The organism is Yersinia alsatica (genome assembly GCF_025133195.1).
GTDB lineage: Bacteria > Pseudomonadota > Gammaproteobacteria > Enterobacterales > Enterobacteriaceae > Yersinia > Yersinia alsatica.
Window position 1 is genome coordinate 1,495,924 of record NZ_CP104006.1, and the last position, 25,239, is coordinate 1,521,162.

Here is a 25,239-nt window from a genome sequence, read left to right on the forward strand (position 1 = left end):
ATACATTTTTATTTAATGGATATCAACATTAGGGAGCAGTACGTATGAATCCAGCCTTATGGGTCAGTAAAACCGGTTTGGCGGCACAAGATGCCAAGATGAATGCCATTTCGAACAATCTGGCTAACGTCAATACCGACGGCTTTAAACGTGATCGGGTGGTATTTGAAGATCTGTTCTATCAAAACCAACGCGCTCCCGGCACGCCACTGGATCAAAACAATACCACGCCAAATGGTATTCAGTTTGGTAGCGGCGTCAAAGTCGTCGGGACACAAAAACAATTTACCGTCGGCAATATTAAGGTCACTAAAGGTGAATTTGATGTCGCCATTACCGGCCAAGGTTTCTTCCAAATTGAAACGACAGATGGCGGCTTGGCTTATACCCGCGCGGGCAATTTATCGATCAATGCTGATGGGGTGCTGACCAATGCGCAGGGCATGGCCATTATTCCACAAATTGAGCTGCCACCGGGTGCTCAGGACTTGGCGATTGGCAAAGACGGCACGGTTACCGCTCGGGTTGGTGACGATGCCGAACCCGCAGAATTAGGGCAAATAACCCTGGTTAACTTTGTTAATCCCGCCGGTTTAGAGGCGGTGGGCGGCAACATGTACAAAGAAACTATCGCCAGTGGCACCGCAGTGGAAGGGGTGCCTGGTGAAGAGGCATTTGGCCAGTTGGAGCATGGTTCACTGGAAGGTTCCAATGTGCAGGTGGTGGAAGAAATGGTCGACATGATTACGGTGCAGCGGGCTTATGAGATGAACGCCAAAATGGTTTCTGCTGCCGATGACATGCTGAAGTTTGTGACTCAGAAGCTGTAATCCCTTTTAGAACTTGACGTTGCAGAGGGGGAGTTAAGCGAACTCAATCGCTTGCTGCCTATCTGCAACCTCAATGACTTAGGGCCTGGCAGACCATCTGTTGAAAAGTGAATGATGAATGAAAAGGTTTTTAATATTAACAGGCATTGTGCTGTCGCTGAGTGGTTGTGAAACCCCGGCGCTGCTGGTGCATAAAGATGATGCCGCATTTGCCCCTCCGGCTAATCTGGTGCAAGCGGCCACGACCAAGGAAGGGGGCGGGTTGTTTCAGCCGGCCTATAACTGGTCATTGTTGCAGGACCGGCGCGCTTATCGGATTGGTGACATTCTGACCGTCAAATTGGACGAATCCACTCAGTCGAGCAAGCAGGCTAAAACTAACTTTGGCAAAAAGAACGACATGAGTCTGGGCATCCCTGAAGTGTTGGGGAAAAAGCTGAAAAAGTTCGGCGGTTCAATCTCGGGTAAGCGGGACTTCGACGGCAGTGCCACCTCGGCACAGCAAAACATGCTGCGGGGCTCAATTACCGTCGCGGTGCATCAGGTGCTCCCCAATGGCGTATTGGTTATCCGTGGCGAGAAGTGGCTGACCCTCAATCAAGGGGATGAATATATGCGGGTTACCGGCTTAGTTCGGGCTGATGATGTTGAGCGGGATAACTCGGTTTCCTCTCAACGTATTGCCAATGCACGTATTTCCTATGCAGGCCGTGGGGCACTTAGTGATGCCAACTCAGCCGGTTGGTTGACGCGCTTCTTTAACCACCCACTGTTCCCTATCTAGGCAGGAGCCGACATGTTACGACGTTATTTTGTGCTGGTGGGGTTGTGGTTTGCTCTACCGGCCGCGCTGGCTCAACCCTTGGGTTCTCTGGTGGATATTCAAGGGGTACGAGGCAACCAACTGGTGGGTTACAGCCTGGTGGTGGGCCTTGATGGTTCCGGCGATAAGAATCAGGTCAAATTTACCGGTCAATCCATGGCGAATATGTTGCGCCAGTTTGGTGTGCAGTTACCGGAGAAAATCGATCCTAAAGTGAAGAATGTCGCGGCGGTCGCCATCAGCGCCACTCTGCCACCGGGTTATGCCCGTGGGCAGTCCATTGATATTACGGTTTCTTCTATTGGTGATGCGAAAAGCTTGCGTGGCGGCACGCTGTTATTGACCCAACTGCGTGGTGCCGATGGTGAGGTATATGCCTTGGCGCAAGGCAATGTGATTGTTGGCGGCATTAAAGCCGAGGGGGACAGTGGCTCCAGCGTCACGATTAATACCCCCACAGTTGGGCGCATCCCTAATGGTGGCAGCATTGAGCGCGAGATACCGAGCGACTTTCAAAGCAACAGTCAGGTGGTGCTGAATCTGAAACGACCTAGCTTTAAATCGGCCAACAATGTGGCCTTAGCGTTGAATCGCGCGTTTGGTGCCAATACTGCGGTGGCGCAGAGTGCCACCAATGTGATGGTCAATGCCCCGCAAGATCCCGGTGCGCGCGTGTCTTTTATGTCACTGCTGGAAGATGTACAAATCAATGCGGGTAAGCAGCCGCCTCGGGTGGTATTCAATGCGCGCACTGGCACGGTGGTGATTGGTGAAGGTGTCATGGTGCACTCGGCGGCGGTTTCTCACGGCAATCTGACGGTCAGTATTCGTGAGAAGAAAAATGTCAGCCAGCCCAATGCATTAAGTTCAGGAAAAACCGTCACTACGCCCGACAGTGATATTGAAGTGACGAAAGGCCGTAATCAAATGGTGCTGGTGCCCAGTGGGACGCAATTACGCAGTATCGTAAATACCATCAATAGTTTAGGCGCTTCTCCCGATGACATTATGGCGATACTGCAAGCTTTGCATGAAGCTGGGGCATTGGATGCTGAACTGGTTGTGATCTAAGGAATAGAAATGATTGAAGCAATTGGCACATCAGCTCCGGTTATGCCGGGGAGCTTTGCTGGTGATTTGCGGCCAGAGAATCTGGAACAGGCGGCGGTGCAATTTGAGGCGCTGTTTATGCGCACGCTACTGGCACAAATGCGCAAGGCAGCCGAAGCATTAGCTGCTGATGACGACCCTTTTAATAGCAAGCAACAACGCATGATGCGTGATTTTTACGACGACAAACTGGCCTCGACTCTGGCTTCACAGCGTAGCAATGGTATTGCGCATTTACTGATTCAGCAACTGGGTAATAAATAGAATTCCCCGTGTCGGCTATTTAAGGACAAAGGATAAATAGCCGCTTTTAACCACCAAGTCAGCCATAACTGAAAAACTTACCACAGGGAATACCATGGATTTTATTAAAACCGCGTTTAGCGGTGCACAAGCTGCGCAGGCCCATCTTGGTGCTACAGCAATGAATGTAGCTAATATGAAGACCCCAGGTTATTCACGTCAACGAGCGGAACAAAGTGCGCTAGGTGCTCATGGTGTCGGGCCAAGTGCAGGGAATGGCGTTCATGTTGATGGTATTAAGCGCCTGTCAGATCATTATCTAGTGAAACAAGAGTGGCGGGCTAATAGCCAGGATGCCTATTTCAATGGTAAGCAGCGTTATTTGGATAAGCTGGAGTCAGCGGTATCGACAGAAAGTACCAGCCTATCTAAAGGATTAAATGAATTTTATGCTGCTTTGAATGGTGCAACATTGATCCCTGACTCACTGCCGCAGCGACAAAATATTATTAATACAGCGGATGCTCTCGCATTACGTATTAATAATACCAACAGTATTATTGCTGATCAGAAACAAGCTATTGCCAATCAACGGATGGCCTGTGTAGATCAAATCAATATACTGACCCGTTCGATTGCCGATTATAACCAGAAAATAGTGCAGTTAAATGCCAGTGGTGTAAATACCAATGCACTATTAGATAGCCGTGATCAGCAGATAAAAGAATTGAGTGCGTTGGTAGAGATTCGCTCAACGCAAGAGAAGGACGGAAGTTTTAATATTTCTTTGAAAAACGGTCAGCCGTTAGTCAATGGCTTTACTGCTGCATCAATTGCAACTAATCCTAACGTTGGTGGGCCGGCGCTTAATTTGACCTTCTCAGGGAGTCAATCACCCATGGAAATGTCCTGTGGTGGTCAGTTAGGGGCCTTATATGATTATGAGACCGGTATGTTGAGCAGTGTTCAGGACACTATCAGTAATATTGCGGAGCAACTGGCAAAAGAATTTAACGACCAATTAGCCAAGGGTTCGGATTTAGACGGTAATGCCGGAGCTGCGCTGTTTACATTTGACGCCACTAATCCCAGCAGCATGCTGACAGTGAATCCTATTAGTTTGAAACAATTAGCACTGGCTGCAAAGGGTAAAGGGCCAGGTGATAATGCCAATTTACATACACTTATCGCGATCAAAGATAAACAGATTACCTTTAGTGGTGGTCATCTCTCTAGCCTGAGTGATGCTTGTGTTGGGTTATTCAGTGATATTGGCGTGGAAAGTGGTCGAAACAAAACTGAGCTAAAAGCGGCAAGCGATGTATTAATTCAAGCAACCCGTGAGAGAGAAAGTGTCAGCGGCGTTGAGAAAGACGAGGAGGCCATGAATTTAATGGAGTATCAGCGTGCTTATCAATCAAATATTAAAGTGGTTTCCACTGGCGACCAATTATTCCGTGATTTATTAGCGCTGTTTTGACACTAACTAAAGAATAAGGACATAGCCATGAGAATCAGCACTTCAATGATGACGGCAACCATGCATCAGTCGGTAAGTAATAGTAACTCAGAAAGAGAGAAGCTAATGAAACAGATTAGTAGCCAACTTCGAGTTATTGTGCCGTCTGATGATCCTATTGCCAGTACTTGGATGGGGCAATTAGAGCAAGAACAATCAGCAATTAACCAATATAAGCAAAATATCTCACGGCTGAATAATAGTTTAACCAAGCAAGAAAAGAATGTTACCGCACTCAAAAATGAACTGGGTGATATTAAAGATGAATTACTGGCAGCAGTGAATGATAGCCGCGGTAGTTTAGATATGGCCAGCTATGGTAATTCGATAGAAGCGCGTTTGGAATCTATCGTGACATTCTTAAACACTAAAAGTGGCGAGGGGCGTTATATATTCTCGGGTACGGCAACAGGTACGTTGCCCATTCGCTATGATGCCAGCAACAAAGAGTATCACTACGATGGCAATAGCGACTACCGTGAGACGATCACCGCTAATGGCATAAATGTACGTGAAAACACGCACCTACAGGAAGCTTTTGGTCTGCAATCATCGGGCAATATGGGTACGCTAAGTAAGCTAAAAGAATTATGTAATGAAATGAAGACCAATCCAGATAAGGCCAGTTATATCAGCGAGCTACAGGATATGCTCGAGTTAATTGATGATGCGACCAATTACATGGCCGCTACAGAAACAGAGCTGGGTAGCCGCCAAAATCGGATTAACTTACTGTCAGATACACATGAAAGAAATGAAGAGGCCAATAACGATATTGCACGCAATCTGGTGGGATTAGATGAAATTCAAACCCAGGCTATGATTCTGGAAATGCAGGCTCACCAAAATGCCTTGATCAGTACATTCAAAATGTACAATCAGGTCAATAATCTTTCCCTTTTTAACTTACTATAAGCTGAATAAATGTCATGCAGGTAGGACTTAACACCACTCACGGGCTTCGCGGGAACAAAACATCCAGTCATCCGCTGGCCGTTCATCAGCACCAGCCTGTTAATGGTCATAAGCAGAATAAAGTAATATCGAATTTTCCAGATTCGCCATTTATATCTAGCCAGCCATTACGTTATAACGTGCAGCTTAATCAACAACTGACCTCCTTACAGCAAGCAGGTCGGTATTTGCATGAAGCTGAACGGCAAATTGCTCAATTACACAATGTAGTACAGCAAGGGAAAGTCAGCACTGAAGTGCAGCAATTGGCAGAAAAAACCGTCAACTGGCTACAATGTCGTGCATCAGTTTCAGCCAATACGGTTGACCGGCAATTAAATATTGCACTGGAGCAAGCTGCAAAAGTTAATTTCAGTTGGCAGGATGCCAATCGTGTATTGCAATCCTCCCAAGAGGAAACGCTACTTTTTTCTTCACAAGGTGCTGAAACTAAAATAGTTGCTCTCAGATTTCCGGCGGAGGGAAATATCCGTCAGAATCTATTGGTACTGAATAAAGGGTTAGGGCGTTTAGGTATTCATGGCGAGCTGACTCAGCATGGGCAGGTTCGATTCAGTATTGATGAGCAACACTGGCAGGAAATTAATCAACTCCATGTTCGGGGTGAGGGCTATCGTTTCGGTTCCGAGAATAGTCAACCTTTAGTGCTGACGGCGGAAGCCGCGCTGGTTGATGATGTTCGCCATATTATTGAGCAGCCCATAGAGGCTAAAAAGTACCTGGGTAATATGCAACAGGCATTAACGCAGATAACCGGACAAATGCGGGAACTTAATGAGCATAAGCAAAAGGTACGTAGCAGCATTGAAAGTATGTGCAGTTTATCGTCATCAAATACAGTGCAGTTAATGGCTGAATCACTCGCCAGTAAGTTGGCCCAAGGAAAAGAGCATTATAACCTGTTATTGCAGGCATTGAATGGACAGGGAAATATACACAGTTTGACAGTAAGAAACTTACTGGGAAACTAACTTGCTATCACGCACCTTGCGTGATCATCGTCTGAAACCGAGGGGGAATCATTATTTCCCCTCGGTTCTCTCTCCCAACACGATACCGCTTTGGCCAAATAATAATGGCTGCCCATCAATGACCATTGGTGTCATATACACAGTGTTATGGACTAAATAATCTAAAAAACCATCAATCATGCGACCGGAGGTTGGGTTATTAAAAAATATTGGGCTGTAATTAAAGCTTAATTGACCATTGGCGGCATTCTGTACGGTAAATTTTCCCTTAAAAATAAAGCGATTATCATTAGGATTAGTAATTGTACTGATGACTCCGCCTTGGGTTGTCGTAATACGGGCATCATAAATCTCTTTTTGTTGCGACAACAAATCATAGAAACCCATCTGTAATTGGGCTTGAAAGGGTTGCTGTGCACTAGTTTCAGAAGAGACTCTGGCTGCCGCTAATGAAAGAAATAGCGCCAGCACTACCAGCATTATTCCGCTTTTAACATTGAGCCATTTCATTAACTTTTCTCTCCATCTCTCGATAAATCAAATTATTGAGTAATTGTTCACTTTGACGCCAATGGTAAATTGTCATGCCAAGTTGTTTATTTTCACATTGACTCTCTACCGAAAAATTAAAATCCAGTCGCCTTAATGACACAAAGTAATAAACAGTAATATGTGTGTTTTTTAACTTAATTTGTTTATTTATCATGTAGAAAGTGTCTTTTAAACGCTGGTTCAGTTTTTCTTTATCCTGTAGCGATAACTGGGAATCAACTAACTGGAATATGCGGATGTTGCTGTACATCCCCAAGTCTTGTTCAACCGCTTGATAGTGGCTGGAACCTGACCTCTGATGGAGGATATAGCTACCCGCGGCACCTATTACGATAACCAATAATAACAGCAAAAGAATGACCCAATAATTGAAACTGTGGCGCTTTGGCGGCGCAGTTATTTGAGTTGCTGGCTGCTCTAACACTGAACTGGAGGGCGGCTGTTCTTCTTCATTATGATTAATATGTTGTGCAACAGCTTCAGTGGTTTCTGTGGCTAGTGGCTCATCTGCAAGAGATAGCGAATGCAGATGTTGACTCTCATCAAGCAGGGGAGCATTTAGGTTGTTAGCCGGGGGCTCTTCCTGAGGCGAAATATTTTGTTCTTCTGCTTGTTCCTCACTGTCTTCCTCAATAATCTCGCAAAATTCCGGGTCTAATAAATAACCCAATTTAGGAATAGTTTGGATAATGCGCTGCTGTTTATTCTCGTCACCCAGAGCGACACGCAGAGTATGGATAGCATTCGGTAAACTGTTATTGCCAATAACACGGCGGTGCCAAACTAAATTCGTTATCTCATCACGGGATAATATTTCACCGGCATGTTCCAGCAACACGGTGATCAATTTTAATTGATACTCACCAAGGCGCTTAGTTTCACCTGTCTTTCTGTGGGTAATAAATCCAGAAATCAGGTCGATTGTGTAGTCGTTAACGACATATGTTTTTCTTATCATCTTCATGTACAGGTAGCGGTAAGTTACGATAGCACCATTGCTATCCAGGCGTTAAGCTGGCGAATATCCAAGAAAATATACGATGCCACCATGTTGCTTTAAACGGTAAAAAGAAACTAAGAATTAATGCCAGATGTAAAAGTTTTCAGGTTAGTCCATTGCCGAACAGGATAAATTATTCATTTCCCTGTAATAAATTGTTTTTTAGCTAAACCTTTGCATCATCAACATTATTATTCAAACAACATAAAACAATCAACTCATTCATTGAGGTATTTTTACTGTTATGATTTATATGAACTTTTAATTACAGTTGAGATGGCAATTATCTTATTGCTCTCATAGCAAGAAACAGAGGGTGTGTGTTACTGTTTTTTTTAAACGAATAGTTAATCAAAAAAATAGAATATTAATTTTACTCATAGAGTATGGGTATTTATGCCGCTTTAAATAAATACACTGCTATATCCGGTAAAACTGGCTGGTTAATAATTTTGATCGTCTATTTAATTTTATCTCTTTATGGGTCGCCTTAACTCAGTACCACGGGAGCTAATGGTTAGCCCCGAACTGAGGAGAATTATCTCATGGCAATGTCCATTTTTACTAATCCAGCCAGCATGTCAGCCATCAACTCACTGAACCGCGCTAATGCATTGCAAAGCGTTTCTGCAATGCGTATGACCAGCGGCAAACGTATTAACTCGGCTTCTGATGACGCAGCCGGTATGCAGATTGCTTCCCGCCTGAACAGCCAGGTACGTGGTATGAATGTGGCGATGCGCAACATTTCAGATACTAAATCGATGCTGAAAACGGCGGAAGGGGCATTTGTTGAGTCAGATAATATCCTGAACCGTATGAAAGATTTGGCGACCCAGGCTGCCAATGACACCAATGCTAAAGGCGACCGTGCTGCTTTGCAGAAAGAGTTCACTCAGTTGGGTCAGGAGCTGAAAAGCATTCTGGACAACACCAGCTACAGCGGCGAAAAACTGTTTGCCACCGGCGGTAAGTTGACTGGCAAACTGAACTTCCAGACTGGCGCACAGAAAGGTGAAGGCCTGGAGCTGGATGTGGCGCAGCAAATTGGTGACCTGGTGAAAGAAGTCGCTCAAGATACTAATAAGAGTCATGCTACTGACGAAACTGCCGCAATCGCTAAAGTCACTGCCGCTGAGGCAGATGTGGTTACCAAGAAAGCGGCCTATGATAAGGCTCCAGCTGATGCAACCATAAAAACTGCATGGGAAACAGCGCTGACTGATAATAAAACTGCTGCTGATGAGTTAGATACTTTGTATGCGGATGCCAAGACCTTTGAATCAGGGGTGATTAACCTGAAAGTGGTTGGTGCTCAATCTGCCATGCGTGCGGTGCAGGAACTGGAAAAAGCGGTGGGAACCTACGGTGAAATGCGTTCCACCCTGGGGGCCAACATCAACCGTCTGGATTCCAGCGCTGCTAACCTGTCGAACATGAAAGACAACACTGAACTGGCGATGAGCAGCATCGTGGACACTGATTTTGCAGTGGAAATGACTAACTCTTCGCGTAACCAAATGCTGATGCAGACCAGCTCCATGATGCTGAAGCAGTCTAACGGCATGGTCAACATGATTGGTAACCTGCTGGGCTAAGTTTAGCGCCGGTTTTTATTCAAGATACCGCTCTTCGGGGCGGTATTTTTTTAACTTTTTTTAGCCCGTCTATTTTTGACATTAACTTAATTTTTGCCGTTATTGTGCCGCTTTAACTTAGTACCACGGGCGCTAATGGTTAGCCCCGAACTGAGGAGAATTATCCCATGGCAATGTCCATTTTTACTAATCCAGCCAGCATGTCAGCCATCAACTCACTGAACCGCGCTAATGCATTGCAAAGCGTTTCTGCAATGCGTATGACCAGCGGCAAACGTATTAACTCGGCTTCTGATGACGCAGCCGGTATGCAGATTGCTTCCCGCCTGAACAGCCAGGTACGTGGTATGAATGTGGCGATGCGCAACATTTCAGATACTAAATCGATGCTGAAAACGGCGGAAGGGGCATTTGTTGAGTCAGATAATATCCTGAACCGTATGAAAGATTTGGCGACCCAGGCTGCCAATGACACCAATGCTAAAGGCGACCGTGCTGCTTTGCAGAAAGAGTTCACTCAGTTGGGTCAGGAGCTGAAAAGCATTCTGGACAACACCAGCTACAGCGGTGAAAAACTGTTTGCCACCGGCGGCAAGTTGACCGGCAAGCTGAACTTCCAGACTGGTGCACAGAAGGGCGAAGGTCTGGAACTGGATGTGGCGAAGCAAATTGAAGGTCTGATTAAGGGCGTGACCAAAGAAGTGGTAGGTAATGCTTCTGCTACCTCTGGCACTATTGAACAGATTTTGGGTGATGCAGAAGCACTGGTAACAACTAAAACCGCTGATGAAGATGTCGCAAAGAAAGACTATGAGGCTGAAAAGGGCCTATTGGTAGTAACCGGTACTCCGACTGCCGGCCAGACCACGCAAGCGAAAATCGATGCGGCAAAATCAGCATGGGACGATGCTATTATTGAGACTAAAACAGCCACTGACGAGCTGGACAAGGTGTTTGTCCGCGATGATTATGATGCTGGTGTGGCCAACCTAACGATTGGCAATGCTAAAACGGCAATGAAAGCGGTAACCGAGCTGGAAAAAGCCGTGGCCACCTACGGTGAAATGCGCTCCACACTGGGTGCCAACATCAACCGTCTGGATTCCAGCGCCGCTAACCTGTCAAACATGAAAGACAACACCGAACTGGCGATGAGCAGCATCATGGACACTGATTTTGCGGTGGAAATGACCAACTCTTCGCGTAACCAAATGCTGATGCAGACCAGCTCAATGATGCTGAAACAGTCTAACGGCATGGTGAACATGATTGGCAACCTGCTGGGCTAAGCTCCATCTTGGCAAAAAGGGCTGCGGCTTAAAACACGATACCGCTTTCGGGCGGTATTTTTTCCTCTGTAGTTTGCTGCGCTCTTCCGCTGAATGGAAAAATCATTTCCTCTGTGAAATTTAACTCATTAAATATCAATGAATTAAAGTTGGCACGAGGATTGCTAACAATAAACGATGCTGAATAACGCAAATCATACCGGGAGTAATAGCATGCTTGATTTTGATCCCAGCCAAATGGCGCAAGGTGCAGCCAATAGTCTGTTCGAGGTACGGGTTAATCGATTAAAAGGCCAGCAGGCTCAATTTAAGAAAGAACAAGATGCATTAAGCAAAATACAAAGTGGCTTAAATGATTTTCGTACCGCGCTGAATGGCATCAATAAAAGAGATGAGGGGGTGCTAAAGCTGAAAACCACCTCCAGTGATGAAGAGATTGCTACGGTTACCGCTAACCATAAAGCGGCGAAAGGCAGCTATAACCTGTTTGTTAAACAGTTGGCGAGTACTCATCAATTAGCACTGCAAGATCTTGACGATAGCACTGTGGCTAATGCTACTGGCCCTTTTGAGCTGGAGCTCGGTGGCAAAACCATCAGCATTGAAACTGGCTCTTTGAACACGGTTGCCGATCTGGCTGAGGCGATTAATAAGCACAAAGATAATCAGGACAGCGACAAAAAAGAATTGCTCACGGCTGCACTGATCCGTAGCGGCGGCAAAGTGGTGCTGACATTAACCAGCAGCAACAGCGGCAAGGATAACAAAATTACGCTACCTGGCTCATTACCTACTGCTTTTGCTGGGATAAGTAAAAAAGAGTTATCAGCTGCGGCCGATGCTGAGGTTTGGCTGGGGAATGAGAATAGCGGGATTCAGATTCTGCACTCGAGCAATACGTTGGACTCAGTGATTGACGGGGTCACCATCAATCTGACGAAAGTGCAAAAAACCGGCGATGCGCCACTGCATATCGGCGTTGAGATGGATAGTTCTGCCACCAAAGAACAAGTTAAGAAGTTTGTTGATGCATTTAATCGCATTAAAAAGCTGGTGATGCCTACCCGAGATAAGGTCGACGACAGCAAAGATAAGGATGCCACCACCCGCTATAGCAGCAATTCAAACCATGGTATTAGTGCGTTAAATAGCATCCTTAATAGCTTGGTTCGCCAGCCTATCGATGGCAAAAGCATTCTTGATTTCGGCATTAAAACTAACCGTGATGGTGGGTTAGAAATCGACAGTAAAAAATTTGAGCAGGCAATAAAAGACGAGCCTAAAGCATTGGTGGCTTTGCTAAACGGTGACAGTGGACTATTGAAAAAACTGGATACTAGCCTCGAACCTTATATCAATAAAAACAACGGATTACTGAAAGGGCGTAATGAGTCGCTTGAGCGTAAAACAGCCAGTATCCATAAGCAGCTTGATATGTTGAAAGAGCAACATAGCCAAACATTTGAGCGCTATCTGTTGCAGTTTAGCAAGATAAAAGAGGCTTCGGCGCAAATGGCATTAAACATGCGAGCCTGGGGTTTTAACTGATGATCGGGCAGGAATAGATTATGTATACCAATCAGGAACCTGGTTCTTATCAAGGGGCTGATATTGCCATGCAGGCGGCAGCGGCAACACCACATCAATTAGTGCTGATGCTGTTTGATGGTCTACAGGATGAGTTGGTACGGGCCAAAAGTCATATTGTGGCGAAACGCTATGAGCATAAGGCGCAAAGCATCAATAAATGCATTGATATTCTGAATGCACTGACCAGCTCACTAGACTTTGAGCGTGGTGGCGAACTGGTCGTCAATCTTGGCAAGATTTATGACTTCTGCGTTTACCGGCTATACGATGCCAGCAATCAGTTATCAGTTGATTTTGTGGCTGAAGTAGAACAAATCCTGGCCACACTGCGCAGTGGCTGGGAAGCAATAAAGGATACTGAATGAATGGTTTAGCATTAATTGAGCAGTTGCAGTGCGAGTTGCTTGATGTAGCACAGCAGAATCACTGGGATGCTATGCCACTGATAAATCAACGTATTGATCAACTGGTGACTTTTTTGCAGCAACAACATTCGGTGCCGCAAGCGATTGAGCAGGCCATGCAGCAATTAAAAACTCGCTATCAATGGGCTTATCAGCAGTCTTTATTGTATCAGGCACATTTAAACAGCAGCATGGCACAATTACGGCAAGCTCAACCCGGGATTACCGCCTACGCGGAGATGGCCATCACAGCCTACCAAAATATGGCCACGGAAGAGGAGCAGCGGTGATTACATTAACAGGCTTTGCTCAGGCGACCAGCCAACTGGCATCTGAGTCGGGGTTAGAAAATCCCCCGGTCACGGGTAATGCAGAGGATGCGGGAATCAATAATCTGGCGGCTTTCGATGCAGCTCTTTTGCAGGCGAGAGAGCCACATCAGCCTATCTCACTAAGGCCCTCGGTGGTGATGGACTTGATGGCACAAGTTGATGATGCCGGGAAGAATAGCGCGACAACGCCAGCAATGGATGAACAGAACCAGCAGTTGCTGAATGTGTTACTACATAGTCATGCACAGAATGCGCCAGCGCCAAGTTTACTGTCTATGACGGCTTTACCACGCAGTCTGCCGCAGGATATAGGCAACTCGACGACAGAACTGATGCCGCCGGGGCCGCAGAAGAAGTCGTCAGCATTAGTGAGTTTGCTGAAATCAACTGGGCCAAGGCTGGATATCACATCGCCAGCGGCCAGCGTGGGTGAAAATGCATTATCTGGCCGGATGGTACCGGAGGGATTAAGCCCGGTAATACAGTCAGCGGCACAAGCTCCCGCCAATGGAAATGGTGCTAATCATCCTCATGAGGCGACCGCGCCACGCATGGAAAGCCAATTAACTCTGGCGAAAAGCCAGCCAGAGTGGTCGCAGCAATTACGAACCGTGCTAGGCGAGCGCCTGCAATTACAGGTCGAAAACAAAGTGCAGCATGCCACTATTCGGCTTGATCCCCCGGATATGGGCAAAATTGATATTTCAGTACATATGGAAGGAGGAAAACTACAAGTTCATATCAATGCGAGTCAGGGGGATGTTTATCGGGCATTACAACAGAGTAGTGCCGAGTTACGACAGGCATTAACCGGGCAAAATAGTGCTGCTGTTGAGGTGCAAATATCGGCGAATAGCCAGCAACAACAGCGCCAACAGCAGCATCAAAAACCACATGACGATATTTTGGCCGCACGTCATATTGAGACTCAAGTGGATATGGGCATCGACGACGGTACACTCTTAATTACTGTATAAGGGACGACAAATGAACAGCAATAAAAAAACACTTTCAATGAAAGTGTGGGGACTTCTATTGTTAATTATCCTGACCGCCGCAGCGGTAAATTATCATAAGGATATTTTGGCTAAGTTTAAGAGTAAGCCAGTGACCATCAGTAAATCTTTTATTCGTGGAAATAAGGCTGTTCAGTTTGTTGAAATAAAGAACATGATTATTACGCTGAAAGATAATAAATCCGAGCGTTATCTACAACTCGAGCTGGGTATTGCCACCGGTGATAATAATGATGTTAAAAAAGTGATTGCTATGGTGCCGGTTATTCAATCGGCCACTGTTAATTTACTCTCTAACATGGATTATCAAGCTGTACGTAATACATCTATTATCGATTTGCGTCGCCAACTGATGAGTGAATATAAAAAGGATTTTGAAAGTTTAAATGTCCCAATGCCATTTGATGATGTGGTGATTAGCCGTATGGTGTTCCAGTAATCAATATGGCGATAATGGACATTAATGATAATTTGGCGCTAACGCCTGCGGAAGAAAGCCAATATCTGGCTGCGTATTTACCTTTGGTAAAACGTGTTGTCAGACAACTTTCATTTCAGGCGGATAGTGTTATCGGCAGAGAGGATATGCAGCAAGTTGCATTGATGGGGCTATTAGAGGCACTACGCCGCTATGGGCATCCTGACGGGCAATTTGCTGCCTATGCTGTTCATCGAATTCGGGGTGCGGTGCTGGATCAACTGCGCGAACATGACTGGCGACCACGTAGGCTAAGGCAGAAAACGCATAAAACCAATGAAGCTATTCGTAAAGTAGCACGGCAATTGGGCCATGAACCCAGCTTTGAGGAAATTAATGCCGAACTGCAACTGACGGCAGAGGAATATCAAGAGTATTTATTATTGGAGAGCGCCAGTGCAATGGAAAGCCTGGACGATATTCTTTCACTGGAAACGCCCACTGATGCTTTACAAAGCAGGCAGTTGGAAGAGGGTATTATTATTGAAGATAATCTTAATCAAGCTATCGCTTCATTAGAGGAGCGAGAGCAGATGATTTTGCATCTTTATTATCAAAAAGAAATGAGTATGAAAGAGATTGCTGAAGTTTTAGATCTCACTGAAGCACGAATTTGTCAGCTTAATAAAAAGTTAGTACAGAAAATTAAATCATTTTTTTAAAATGTCGAGGGTATTATGCAGAAATTATTTGGGCTGCTGGTCATTATGGTATGTGTGATTGGTGGCTATATGATGTCAGGCGGAATGTTATCTTCCTTCTGGCAACCCGGGGAGATAATTATTATCCTCGGATCAGGGGTGGGAGCCATGATATTGGCAAACCCCGGTTATGTATTAAAAGAAATGTGGCACCAGATTCTTGCCATCACCCGCAAGAGTGAATATACCGCCGAATTTCAGCAGCAATTACTGATGCTCTTATATGAATTACTCGAAATGGTGGATGAAGGCGGATTAAAACGCTTGGATGAGCATATTGAAACCCCGGCTAATAGCCCGCTATTCCAGCGCTACCCTCTTATTTTACAAGACCAGCATCTGGTGACTTTTATCTCTGATAATTTCCGCCTAATGGCGATGGGCAAAATCAATCAACATGAGCTGGAAGGTATACTCGAACAGGAATTATCGGCGGTAGAAGAGGAACTTTTGGTTCCCTCGCGCTCCTTTCATCGCACCGCTGAAGCGATGCCTGGGTTTGGTATCTGTGCCGCCGTATTGGGCATTATCATCACCATGCAATCCATTGACGGCTCGATTGCAATGATCGGCATTAAAGTGGCAGCCGCCTTGATCGGCACTTTCCTAGGGGTATTCATCTGCTACTGCTTGATGGACCCACTGGCTAATGCCATGGAACAGGCGATGAAAAAGAAACTGGCGTTCTTTGAATGTGTGCGGATGGTGTTGGTCAATCATGTGGCCGGTAAACCTTCACTGCTGGCCGTCGACGCGGGGCGTAAAATGTTACCGCTGGACAGCAAACCGACCTTTGCCACTCTGGATTCGTGGATTAACAAGCTGATGATGGCAGGCGCGTAATGAGAAGTCATGCCATGGGTGGGCAAACCACCATAATCAAACGTTCTGCCAGAAAGAAATATGAAAGCGGGCATTCTGGTGCATGGAAAGTGGCTTTTGCCGACTTTACTCTCGCCATGATGGCGCTGTTTATGGTGCTGTGGATTGTCGGAGTGGTCTCGGAAGAGGAGCGACAAGAGATTGTGGCGCAACTGAATGGCCAGACTATTTTTGCCCAGCAATCCTTTATTTCGATTCCGTCTAAAAGCAGAAGTGGCGGCGGCAAGTTCTCTGACAGTATCGATGGTCAAGAACAGGCCAAAGAGACCAAAAGTAACCTCGCGGTAGAGGCACCAGAGCCGGAGCAGTCATTGGAAGAGGTGGTGGATAAATCCCGTCAGGAGATGGAAGAGTTATCGCGCATTATTATGCAGATTACCTCCGCTTATGACGCACAATCCAATCTGCATATGGAAGTGGTTCCCCAAGGGCTGCGTATTCTGATTCAGGATGATAAACAGCGAGATATGTTCCAACGCAGTAGCGCAGTACTGACCCCTTTTTTCAGCCGTTTACTGGGTGAGCTGGCACCGGCCTTTAATGAGATGGACAATAAAATCATTATTACCGGGCATACCGATGCGTCCCGTTATCGCGACCAAGTGCGGTACAACAATTGGAATCTGTCGGGGGAAAGGGCATTGATGGCGCATAAAGCGCTGGTAAATGGTGGATTGGACGAAGGTCGAGTATTGCAAATCAATGCGATGGCCGATCAGATGTTGCTGAACACCACCGAGCCTTTAGCCGCTAAAAACCGCCGCATTGAGATCATGGTGTTAACTAAAACCGCCTCTGACACCCTCTATCAGTTCTTTGGCAATCACGGAGAGAATGTAGTGAAATCGGCAATGAATAAAGCCGAGTAGTTACATTGCTATTTTCACTGTCCAGCCAACCCTCGAATACCCCCGGGCTGGGCGGTGCTTTTTATTGGGAACAGCCACATACCCGCATCACGAATAGGTGGCTGATGAAATTAGCGTGGAGTGATAGTGACAGTATTGCCATGGGTTGCAATGGTAACTCGTTGACCAGCATGGAATTGTGTCACTCCTTGGGCTTGAACAACCAGGAATGTGGTACCGTTATCTCGGCGAACTTCTAATTCAACACCGCTACTGCGGTTCAGCATACTTTGAACTTGTTGGCCAACAACACCGCCAGCAACCGCCCCTGCGGCAGTGCCAAGACGACGGCCTGTACCGCCACCGATGGTATTACCCAAGAAGCCACCTACAACCGCACCGCCAACTGCACCGGCAATGTTATTTCCATCACCGCCCTGAATAGTGACTGGGCGTACAGAAACCAGAGTACCGTAAGTTACCGTTTGGGTAACACCCGCTTGAGAGCTGCTGAATGTATCGCCCGAAAGGGTATTATTATTGGCGCAGCCACTGAGTGTGGCAACGGCGATAGCAACAACAATGAATGGCTTGATCATAAAGGAACCCCTTTTAGCGCATAACCGGTTGAATATTGACCGGTAAATTCATCATAGCACGGCTCATTTACCAGTAAATTGATTCATATATAAAATATGCAATTAACTACGCTCTAGCGGCGCACTTTGCACCTGACAAAGGGTATTGGTTGGCAGCAAATCGTCAAGTTGACACGGGTATTATGCTGTTAAAAGCTCAAATATTAACCAAATACACTGTTGGTGAATGATGCCGATGCTCAATATTATCTTTTATTATCCCGAGAAGATCCATTTTGTAACAATAATATTCACTATTAAAAATAGCAAAATTGTACGTTGAAATATCCAATAGCTAATAAAATTACTTAAAATCTGATAGTTGAAAATTCATATTTGGCTCGCAGACAAAATTAATAATTAATCATGCCATGTGATTTGCCTTTTCAAGTGGCTCTGGTTTTATTTTTTATAAAATGATAATGGCAGATTGAATTGTTAACCCGTTTTGGCATCAGTGGAGCTTAAGCCAAATGTTAAAATAATCAGTTTTGGTAAATAATTGACGTAATTGGAAAAAATTTATGCTGGTTTTTTGCACTGATTTTTATCGAACTTTGAGAAGAGCAAAAAGAACCCGTTTCAGCAAGGGGGGCGCGGGTTTGGTGAGTTTTTAAATGGCAATACTTCAGTGTTTTCAATGCCAAATTAGGCTTTTTTTATCAATTAGGTTTGCTTAATTGGGCTAAGAGGCTCATTTCATCTTTAAGTCAGATAGAACTTTCATTTCCGGTTAAATAACTAAAGTAAGTAATATGTAATTAAAGTCATATCGTTAATTAGCCATGCTCGGTTAATGATATTCAATTCCATCTGTATCCCCCACATTACTACTTGACAGATTTTATAACTTCTGGCAAATGAAATATTTTGCTGAAACGGTTTTAGTTCACAGATATTTTCCTCGCATTAACTCAATCAATTATCCATTGATAAAGATCAACTTAATTAAATTTCGGAGGTTACAAAATATTAACACAAAACCATGTTTTATCTAAGGGTATGCTCATCATCTTTCACGTCGCAGGTGCGCTTGCTGTTTTCCTGAATCTTGAAATTTAGTGGGTATAAGTAGAATAATAAAAAATAGGGGAAAAAACATGCTTTCCCAGCATGGCGTTAACCGTCGTGATTTTATGAAACTTTGTGCAGCATTAGCTGCCACCATGGGTCTCAGCAGCAAGGCTGCCGCTGAAATCGCTAGTACAGTGAGTTCACCCCAACGTCCGCCAGTCATCTGGATTGGTGCGCAGGAGTGTACCGGTTGTACCGAGTCACTGTTACGTTCAACTCACCCGACCATTGAGAACCTGCTGCTGAGTGTTATCTCAATGGAGTATCACGAAGTTCTCTCTGCCGCCTTTGGTGATCAGGCGGAAGAGAACAAGCACCACGCAATTGAAAAGTACAAAGGGAAATATGTACTGGTGGTGGATGGTTCTATCCCACTGAAAGACGGTGGGATTTACTGCATGGTTGCCGGTAAACCTATTGTCGAGCATATTCGTGAAGCCGCAGAGCATGCAGCGGCTATTATTGCTATTGGCTCCTGTTCTGCCTGGGGCGGCGTACCTGCCACTGGCGGCAACCCAACCGGCGCGGTTAGCTTGCAAGAGGTGCTGCCGGGCAAAACCGTCATTAATATCCCCGGCTGCCCACCTAATCCGCATAACTTTCTGGCGACAGTGGCCCATATCATTACCTTCCAGCGGCCACCCGCATTGGATGCCAAAAACCGCCCAACCTTTGCTTATGGCCGCCTGATCCACGAAAACTGCGAACGGCGTCCGCACTTTGATGCTGGCCGTTTTGCCCGTCAGTTTGGTGATGAAGGCCATCGACAAGGTTGGTGTCTTTATCATTTAGGCTGTAAGGGGCCGGAGACCTATGGCAACTGCCCGACACTGGAGTTCTGTGATGTCGGCGGGGGTATCTGGCCGGTCGGGATAGGGCATCCTTGCTACGGTTGTAATGAAGAAGGCATCGGTTTCACCAAAGGTATCGCGCAATTGTCCAGTGTTGAACATCCGACACCGCGTGGCGAGCTACCGCTGATCCATAACGCCGAAGGCGGCAAGATCTCGACCACCGCCACAGCGTTACTGGGTGGGGTTGTGGGATTGGTCGCCGGTGTCAGCCTGATGACGGTGCGTGAGCTGGGGCGGCAACAGAAACAGCGCCGCAAAGATGACGATCACTCATCGCGGGAGGAGTAGCCGTGAACCGACGTCACTTTTTCAAATTAGCCTCTGGTGGTGTGCTGTTGGTGGGGCTGTCGCCCAGCACCAAAGCTGAGGTACAAAACCGGCCACCGATTCCCGGTGCGCTGGGGATGTTGTATGACTCCACATTATGTGTCGGTTGTCAGGCCTGCGTGAGCAAATGCCAGCAGGTCAATCATAGCGAGATATACGCCCGCGGCGAGGCTGTTTGGTCCGAGAATGACAAACTCAGCCCCTTTACCAACAATATTATTCAGGTATGGACCAGCGGCGCGGGGGTTAATAAAGATCAATTGGAAGATGGCTATGCCTATATCAAAAAGCAGTGCATGCATTGCGTTGATCCCAATTGTGTCTCCGTCTGTCCGGTAAGTGCCCTGCGCAAAGATGCCAAAACCGGCATTGTTCACTACGACCCCGATGTTTGTACCGGTTGCCGTTATTGCATGGTCGGTTGCCCGTTCAATGTGCCGAAATATGATTACGACAACCCCTTTGGCAAGATTCATAAATGTGAATTGTGCAACCAGAAAGGGGTTGAGCGTTTGGATAAAGGCGGCTTACCCGGCTGTGTTGAAGTCTGTCCGACCGGGGCGGTGATATTCGGTACTCGCGAGGAGCTACTGTCAGAAGCTCAACGGCGGCTGACGCTAGCACCGGGTGAAAACTACCGTTTCCCACGCCAAACTCTCAGTGCTAATGACACCTACGAGCATCCGGTCCCTCACTATGATAAGCACGTTTATGGTGAGAAAGAGGGCGGTGGCACCCAGGTTTTGGTGCTGGCGGGCATTCCGGCCGAGAAACTCGATTTACCACCATTGGCCGAACTGGCGACGGGCGCTCGCTCTGAACATGTCCAGCACACGTTGTACAAAGGCATGATCCTACCGCTGGCGGTACTGGCCGGGGTGACGGCATTGGTGCACAGAAATACGCGTGATGAGCGCAAAGACTCTGAACATGATGAAGATAAAAAGCATCATGGCGAGTCGGGCACGCCGGATAAAAAGGAAGGTCCAGATGACGATGCATAAATCCAGCCCACTGGGTGGGCGGCTGGTCAGTTGGCCGGTCATGCTGTTAGCGCCTTTTGTGGTGTTATGTGCGCTATTGATTGTCAAACGTTTGGTGCTAGGGCTGGGGTCGGTCAGTGACTTAAATGGCGGCTTCCCGTGGGGCATCTGGATTGCCTTCGACTTGCTGGTTGGCACCGGTTTGGCTTGCGGTGGCTGGGCATTGGCTTGGGCGGTTTATGTGTTTAACCGCGGGGAATATCACCCACTGGTACGCCCGGCACTGCTCGCCAGTTTGTTTGGTTATGCGCTGGGTGGCTTGTCGATAACCATCGACGTGGGCCGCTACTGGAACCTGCCTTACTTCTTTATCCCCGGGCATTTCAACGTTAACTCGGTGCTGTTCGAAACCGCGGTCTGTATGACGATTTATATTGGCGTCATGGCGGTGGAATTTGCTCCGGCGTTATTTGAACGCCTCGGTTGGAAAGTGTCGCTTAAGCGACTCAATAAATTGATGTTTTTTGTCATCGCACTGGGTGCGCTGCTACCCACCATGCACCAATCTTCAATGGGATCGTTGATGATTGCCGCAGGTGCCAAGATTCACCCGCTATGGCAAAGCTATGAAATGTTGCCGCTATTCTCCCTGCTGACGGCCGCTATTCTCGGCTTCTCTATTGTCATCTTTGAAGGCTCATTGGTTCAGGCCGGATTGCGTGGGCGAGGGGCAAACGAAGCGCCGCTATTCGCGCGATTGACTACCATCATCGACGTATTCCTGCTGCTGTTTATTGTGCTGCGTCTTGGTGAAGTGATCGTGCGCCATAAAACCGATTATCTGTGGCTGTTTGACCGCTATTCCATTGCTTTCTGGGCTGAAATTATCCTGATGGCGTTGCCGTTGCTAATTTTCCGCATTCCGAAAGCCAGACAAGACAGCCGCCTACTGTTTATCGGCGCGCTCTGCATGATTGGCGGCGGAGCCTTATGGCGGCTGAATTACTCGCTATTGGCCTTCAACCCCGGCGGCGGCTACAACTATTTCCCAACCACCAGTGAAATCCTGATCTCCATCGGCTTCGTCGCCATTGAGGTCTGCGCCTACATTTTATTGATTCGACTGTTGCCGGTGCTTCCTGCTCACGGGCAGTTACATAAGAATAATCAGACAGAGGTAAAGCATGAGCCAACGCATCACCATTGATCCCGTCACCCGAATTGAGGGACACCTGCGGATCGACTGCGAAATTGAGGACGGCAAAGTCATTAAGGCTTGGTCCTCCGGCACCATGTGGCGTGGCATGGAAGAAATTCTGCAAGGTAATGATCCGCGCGATGCCTGGATGATTGTGCAGCGCATTTGTGGCGTCTGCACCACCATCCACGCCATTGCCTCGGTGCGTGCAGTCGAGAATGCATTAGGAATGGAAGTGCCAGTCAATGCGCAGCATATCCGCAACCTGATTCTGGCTGCGCACAGTATTCATGACCATATCGTCCACTTCTATCAGCTATCGGCATTGGACTGGGTGGATGTCACCTCGGCACTGCAAGCTTCGCCGCGTAAAGCGGCAGAGATGCTAAGAGGGCTATCCAGTTGGCCGCTTAATAGTGAGCAGGAGTTTGCCCGCGTACAGCAGAAAATCAAGGATTTGGTCGCCAGCGGCCAGTTAGGTATTTTTGCCAACGGTTATTGGGGCCATCCAGCAATGGCATTGCCGCCGGAAGTGAATCTGATTGCTGTGGCACATTACCTGCAAGCGCTGGAGTGCCAGCGCGATGCCAACCGCATTGTGGCGGTACTGGGCGGCAAAACGCCGCATATTCAAAACCTGGCGGTAGGCGGGGTTGCCAACCCGATTAATCTGGATATGCCGAGTGTGCTGAATCTGGAACGCCTGATGCTGGTGAAATCCTTTATCGACCGCTTGGGGAGCTTTATCGAGCAAGTCTACAAGGTGGATACCGCGGTGATCGCCGCCCATTATCCGGGCTGGCTCAATCTGGGCAAAGGCGCTGATTATTACCTCAGCGTGCCGGAGCTGCCCATCGATCGCAAAGGGGAAACCTTCCTGCTGCCGGGCGGTTATCTGGAAAATGGCACCTTCCGCCCGATTGTTAATCACAACGATCCTTACTTGATCAAAGGGATTGCCGAGAGTGGTAAGCATGCCTGGTACAAGGACGATGAACCGCTGGCCCCTTGGGAAGGGAAAACCAACCCGAATTACACCGGCTGGCAGGAAGATGGCAAATACTCTTGGGTGAAAGCGCCGACATTCTATGGCAAAACTGTGGAAGTTGGGCCGCTGGCTTGGTTGATGTGTGGGATGGCGGCAGATCATGGGCCAACCAAACAGCACTTTAGTGATATTGGCGCGGCTTACCACACCTTAAGTGGACAGAGTATTCGCGCTGAACAACTGCCATCAACATTGGGCCGCATTATTGGTCGTGCGGTGCATTGCTGTGTGCTGCATGAGACGTTGGCCCAGCAATGGACGGCACTGGTGACCAATATTGGCACCGGTGATGTCGAAACCTTTATCAAACCTGACATTCCCCTGACGGGTGAAATCCGTGGCGTGGGCTTTGAAGAAGCCCCGCGCGGCATGCTGTCGCACTGGGTGGTTATCAAAGATGGCAAAATCGCCAATTATCAGGCGGTGGTGCCATCAACCTGGAATGCTGGGCCGCGAAACTATAACGATGAACCGGGTCCTTACGAGCAAGCGCTAGTCGGGACGCCGGTGGCCGATCCTGCCAAACCACTGGAGGTGGTGCGGACCATTCACTCATTCGACCCGTGCATGTCCTGTGCTGTACATATTGTCGACACAACGGGCAACGAAGTGACCAAAGTCAAGGTGCTGTGATGGGGATTTTGGTATTAGGTATAGGTAACTTATTACTCAGTGATGAAGCTGTCGGGGTGCGGATTGTCGAGGCGCTGGAACAGCGCTTTCACATCCCCGCGGGAGTGGAGGTGCTGGATGGCGGCACTGCCGGTTTGGAGTTGATGGAAGCGATGGCAAATCGCGAACATCTGATTGTCGCTGATGCGGTATTGACCGGGCAGTCACCGGGTAGCGTGGTAGTGCTGCGGGATAAAGAAATTCCGGCGATGTTCAGTCGCAAAGTGTCACCGCATCAGTTGGGGCTCTGCGATGTGCTGATGGCGCTGCAACTGACCGACGAGTTCCCGCGCCAGCTTACGTTAGTGGGGGTAGTGCCCGAATCGCTGGCACCGAAGATTGGCCTGACGCCGACGGTCACGCAGGCCATCGAACCGGCGCTGGAACAGATTATCGCGGCACTACAGGTCAGCGGAATCACGCTCAAAGCACGGGAAGAAAGCCATGTCTGATGTCATTGCCGGCCATGCACAAAATCCGACGGAATTGCTGGAACAGGTGTTTAGCCAGATAGCGGCCGATGAAATGTGCAAATTGCCATTTTACCGCGACCATATTCCCCTGCGCGCCTGTGGATTTCAGTTATTTGAGCAGCAATGGATTGGCGCGTTATTGACTCCATGGATGCTGAGTCTGGTGGTATTGCCAGGGCCACAGCAAAGCTGGCAACGCCGTATTGTGGGAGAGCGCCTGATGCTGGCGCTACCTTGCGGCACCATCGGTTTTACCGTTAGCGAGATTGCCGGTTGCGGCCAATATCTGAGCCGCTCGTTGATGTCGCCGCTGGACACTGCGCTCGGTGCAGAACAGGCGGTGCAACTGGCAGAACAGAGTGCGCGCATGGCACTCTCACTGCCGGTGGTGGATGCAGATGCTCCCGCCAATCCACGGCGGCGCGCCTTGTTTAGTAAGGTCACTCAAATGACGAATCCGCATGCATGAAATCAGTTTATGCCTCAGCACATTGGAGCTGATTGAGAAACAGGCACAATTGCATGGTGCCAAACGGATAACAGCAGTATGGCTGGAGATTGGTGCGCTATCTTGTATTGAAGAGAGCGCTTTGCGTTTTAGTTTTGATAGCGCCAGCCGCCAGACACTGGCTGCGGGGTGCCAATTGCACCTTAGCTATCAGCCAGCCAAAGCCTGGTGCTGGGAGTGCAGCACCAGTGTTGCTATTGAACGGCATGATGCCGGGTGCCCGCATTGCGGCAGCCATGCTCTGCAAGTGGAGAGTGGCAGCAATTTGCAGGTAAAACAGATAGAAGTGGAATAATCCTGAAG

At 47.6% G+C, this 25,239-nt stretch carries 27 protein-coding genes; 24 read left to right on the plus strand and 3 right to left on the minus strand.

Features of this window, described 5'->3' with window-relative positions; translation table 11 throughout:
* The first annotated feature begins 44 nt into the window (after positions 1-44).
* The 7 genes from flgG (at position 45) to N0H69_RS06565 (ending at position 6,471) form a co-directional block, all read left to right on the plus strand.
* Positions 45-830 carry a flagellar basal-body rod protein FlgG gene (gene flgG / locus N0H69_RS06535; RefSeq protein WP_050123491.1) on the plus strand — a complete coding sequence of 262 codons (786 nt, stop codon included), beginning with the start codon at positions 45-47 and terminating at the stop codon, positions 828-830.
* Positions 831-948: 118 nt separating this feature from the next.
* Positions 949-1,614 carry a flagellar basal body L-ring protein FlgH gene (gene flgH, locus N0H69_RS06540; RefSeq protein ID WP_050123493.1) on the plus strand — a complete coding sequence of 222 codons (666 nt, stop codon included), beginning with the start codon at positions 949-951 and terminating at the stop codon, positions 1,612-1,614.
* A 12-nt stretch (positions 1,615-1,626) separates the two neighbouring features.
* Positions 1,627-2,724 carry a flagellar basal body P-ring protein FlgI gene (locus tag N0H69_RS06545; protein WP_050123494.1) on the plus strand — a complete coding sequence of 366 codons (1,098 nt, stop codon included), beginning with the start codon at positions 1,627-1,629 and terminating at the stop codon, positions 2,722-2,724.
* 9 nt (positions 2,725-2,733) lie between these two features.
* Positions 2,734-3,027 (plus strand): rod-binding protein, encoded by a 294-nt coding sequence (locus tag N0H69_RS06550; protein WP_050150818.1) that lies wholly within the window; start codon positions 2,734-2,736, stop codon positions 3,025-3,027.
* Positions 3,028-3,121: 94 nt separating this feature from the next.
* Entirely contained in the window at positions 3,122-4,486 is a 1,365-nt protein-coding gene (gene flgK, locus N0H69_RS06555) for a flagellar hook-associated protein FlgK (protein WP_050150820.1), read from the plus strand.
* Between the two features lie 27 nt (positions 4,487-4,513).
* Positions 4,514-5,440, plus strand: a complete 927-nt coding sequence (locus tag N0H69_RS06560; protein ID WP_072077437.1) for a flagellin N-terminal helical domain-containing protein — start codon at positions 4,514-4,516, stop codon at positions 5,438-5,440.
* A 14-nt stretch (positions 5,441-5,454) separates the two neighbouring features.
* Positions 5,455-6,471: a hypothetical protein gene (locus N0H69_RS06565; RefSeq protein ID WP_050150822.1), complete on the plus strand. Its 1,017-nt coding sequence runs from the start codon at positions 5,455-5,457 to the stop codon at positions 6,469-6,471.
* Positions 6,472-6,522: 51 nt separating this feature from the next.
* Here the strand turns inward: N0H69_RS06565 and N0H69_RS06570 are convergent, their stop codons facing one another.
* Both N0H69_RS06570 and N0H69_RS06575 read right to left on the minus strand, forming a co-directional pair.
* Positions 6,523-6,981 carry a hypothetical protein gene (locus N0H69_RS06570; RefSeq protein ID WP_050150824.1) on the minus strand — a complete coding sequence of 153 codons (459 nt, stop codon included), beginning with the start codon at positions 6,979-6,981 and terminating at the stop codon, positions 6,523-6,525.
* Complete coding sequence (locus tag N0H69_RS06575; protein WP_050150826.1) at positions 6,962-7,981, minus strand: winged helix-turn-helix domain-containing protein; 1,020 nt, start codon at positions 7,979-7,981, stop codon at positions 6,962-6,964. Before N0H69_RS06575 ends, N0H69_RS06570 begins: the two co-directional genes overlap by 20 nt.
* 587 nt (positions 7,982-8,568) lie before the next feature.
* Between N0H69_RS06575 and N0H69_RS06580 the strand changes: the two genes are divergently transcribed.
* From N0H69_RS06580 to lafU, 10 genes are all read left to right on the plus strand, one after another.
* Positions 8,569-9,621 carry a flagellin N-terminal helical domain-containing protein gene (locus N0H69_RS06580; RefSeq protein WP_259705575.1) on the plus strand — a complete coding sequence of 351 codons (1,053 nt, stop codon included), beginning with the start codon at positions 8,569-8,571 and terminating at the stop codon, positions 9,619-9,621.
* A gap of 167 nt (positions 9,622-9,788) precedes the next feature.
* On the plus strand, positions 9,789-10,910 hold the full coding sequence (locus N0H69_RS06585) for a flagellin N-terminal helical domain-containing protein (RefSeq protein WP_151419884.1): 1,122 nt from the start codon (positions 9,789-9,791) through the stop codon (positions 10,908-10,910).
* 213 nt (positions 10,911-11,123) lie between these two features.
* Positions 11,124-12,458 carry a flagellar filament capping protein FliD gene (fliD, locus tag N0H69_RS06590; protein WP_172665413.1) on the plus strand — a complete coding sequence of 445 codons (1,335 nt, stop codon included), beginning with the start codon at positions 11,124-11,126 and terminating at the stop codon, positions 12,456-12,458.
* 20 nt (positions 12,459-12,478) lie between these two features.
* Positions 12,479-12,865 carry a flagellar export chaperone FliS gene (fliS, locus tag N0H69_RS06595; RefSeq protein WP_050123522.1) on the plus strand — a complete coding sequence of 129 codons (387 nt, stop codon included), beginning with the start codon at positions 12,479-12,481 and terminating at the stop codon, positions 12,863-12,865.
* Positions 12,862-13,194 (plus strand): hypothetical protein, encoded by a 333-nt coding sequence (locus N0H69_RS06600; RefSeq protein WP_050134297.1) that lies wholly within the window; start codon positions 12,862-12,864, stop codon positions 13,192-13,194. Before fliS ends, N0H69_RS06600 begins: the two co-directional genes overlap by 4 nt.
* Complete coding sequence (locus N0H69_RS06605) at positions 13,191-14,213, plus strand: flagellar hook-length control protein FliK (protein WP_050150832.1); 1,023 nt, start codon at positions 13,191-13,193, stop codon at positions 14,211-14,213. Before N0H69_RS06600 ends, N0H69_RS06605 begins: the two co-directional genes overlap by 4 nt.
* 10 nt (positions 14,214-14,223) lie before the next feature.
* The gene (locus tag N0H69_RS06610; RefSeq protein WP_050123529.1) at positions 14,224-14,691 is read left to right on the plus strand and encodes a flagellar basal body-associated FliL family protein; all 468 of its coding nucleotides are present in this window, start codon (positions 14,224-14,226) and stop codon (positions 14,689-14,691) included.
* 14 nt (positions 14,692-14,705) lie between these two features.
* Positions 14,706-15,392 carry a FliA/WhiG family RNA polymerase sigma factor gene (locus N0H69_RS06615; RefSeq protein WP_080990537.1) on the plus strand — a complete coding sequence of 229 codons (687 nt, stop codon included), beginning with the start codon at positions 14,706-14,708 and terminating at the stop codon, positions 15,390-15,392.
* 15 nt (positions 15,393-15,407) lie between these two features.
* Positions 15,408-16,274: a flagellar motor stator protein MotA gene (motA, locus tag N0H69_RS06620; RefSeq protein WP_050123533.1), complete on the plus strand. Its 867-nt coding sequence runs from the start codon at positions 15,408-15,410 to the stop codon at positions 16,272-16,274.
* Positions 16,274-17,182: a putative lateral flagellar export/assembly protein LafU gene (lafU, locus tag N0H69_RS06625; RefSeq protein ID WP_050145358.1), complete on the plus strand. Its 909-nt coding sequence runs from the start codon at positions 16,274-16,276 to the stop codon at positions 17,180-17,182. The genes motA and lafU overlap by 1 nt, the downstream gene beginning before the upstream one ends.
* 110 nt (positions 17,183-17,292) lie before the next feature.
* Here the strand turns inward: lafU and N0H69_RS06630 are convergent, their stop codons facing one another.
* Positions 17,293-17,760: an outer membrane lipoprotein gene (locus N0H69_RS06630; RefSeq protein WP_050108509.1), complete on the minus strand. Its 468-nt coding sequence runs from the start codon at positions 17,758-17,760 to the stop codon at positions 17,293-17,295.
* Between the two features lie 1,139 nt (positions 17,761-18,899).
* Between N0H69_RS06630 and hybO the strand changes: the two genes are divergently transcribed.
* From hybO to hypA, 7 genes are read left to right on the plus strand one after another with little or no spacing between them, the layout of a single operon-like run.
* Positions 18,900-20,015, plus strand: coding sequence for a hydrogenase 2 small subunit (hybO, locus tag N0H69_RS06635; protein ID WP_050123536.1), 1,116 nt, complete (start codon positions 18,900-18,902; stop codon positions 20,013-20,015).
* A gap of 2 nt (positions 20,016-20,017) precedes the next feature.
* Positions 20,018-21,058, plus strand: coding sequence for a hydrogenase 2 operon protein HybA (hybA, locus tag N0H69_RS06640; protein WP_050150834.1), 1,041 nt, complete (start codon positions 20,018-20,020; stop codon positions 21,056-21,058).
* Positions 21,045-22,244: a Ni/Fe-hydrogenase cytochrome b subunit gene (gene hybB / locus N0H69_RS06645; RefSeq protein WP_050108504.1), complete on the plus strand. Its 1,200-nt coding sequence runs from the start codon at positions 21,045-21,047 to the stop codon at positions 22,242-22,244. Before hybA ends, hybB begins: the two co-directional genes overlap by 14 nt.
* Positions 22,222-23,916, plus strand: a complete 1,695-nt coding sequence (gene hybC / locus N0H69_RS06650; protein WP_050150836.1) for a hydrogenase 2 large subunit — start codon at positions 22,222-22,224, stop codon at positions 23,914-23,916. The genes hybB and hybC overlap by 23 nt, the downstream gene beginning before the upstream one ends.
* Entirely contained in the window at positions 23,916-24,407 is a 492-nt protein-coding gene (locus tag N0H69_RS06655) for a HyaD/HybD family hydrogenase maturation endopeptidase (RefSeq protein ID WP_050108501.1), read from the plus strand. The genes hybC and N0H69_RS06655 overlap by 1 nt, the downstream gene beginning before the upstream one ends.
* Positions 24,400-24,897 (plus strand): hydrogenase-2 assembly chaperone, encoded by a 498-nt coding sequence (gene hybE, locus N0H69_RS06660; RefSeq protein WP_050108499.1) that lies wholly within the window; start codon positions 24,400-24,402, stop codon positions 24,895-24,897. Before N0H69_RS06655 ends, hybE begins: the two co-directional genes overlap by 8 nt.
* Positions 24,890-25,231, plus strand: coding sequence for a hydrogenase maturation nickel metallochaperone HypA (gene hypA / locus N0H69_RS06665; RefSeq protein WP_050123545.1), 342 nt, complete (start codon positions 24,890-24,892; stop codon positions 25,229-25,231). The genes hybE and hypA overlap by 8 nt, the downstream gene beginning before the upstream one ends.
* Positions 25,232-25,239 lie beyond the last annotated feature (8 nt).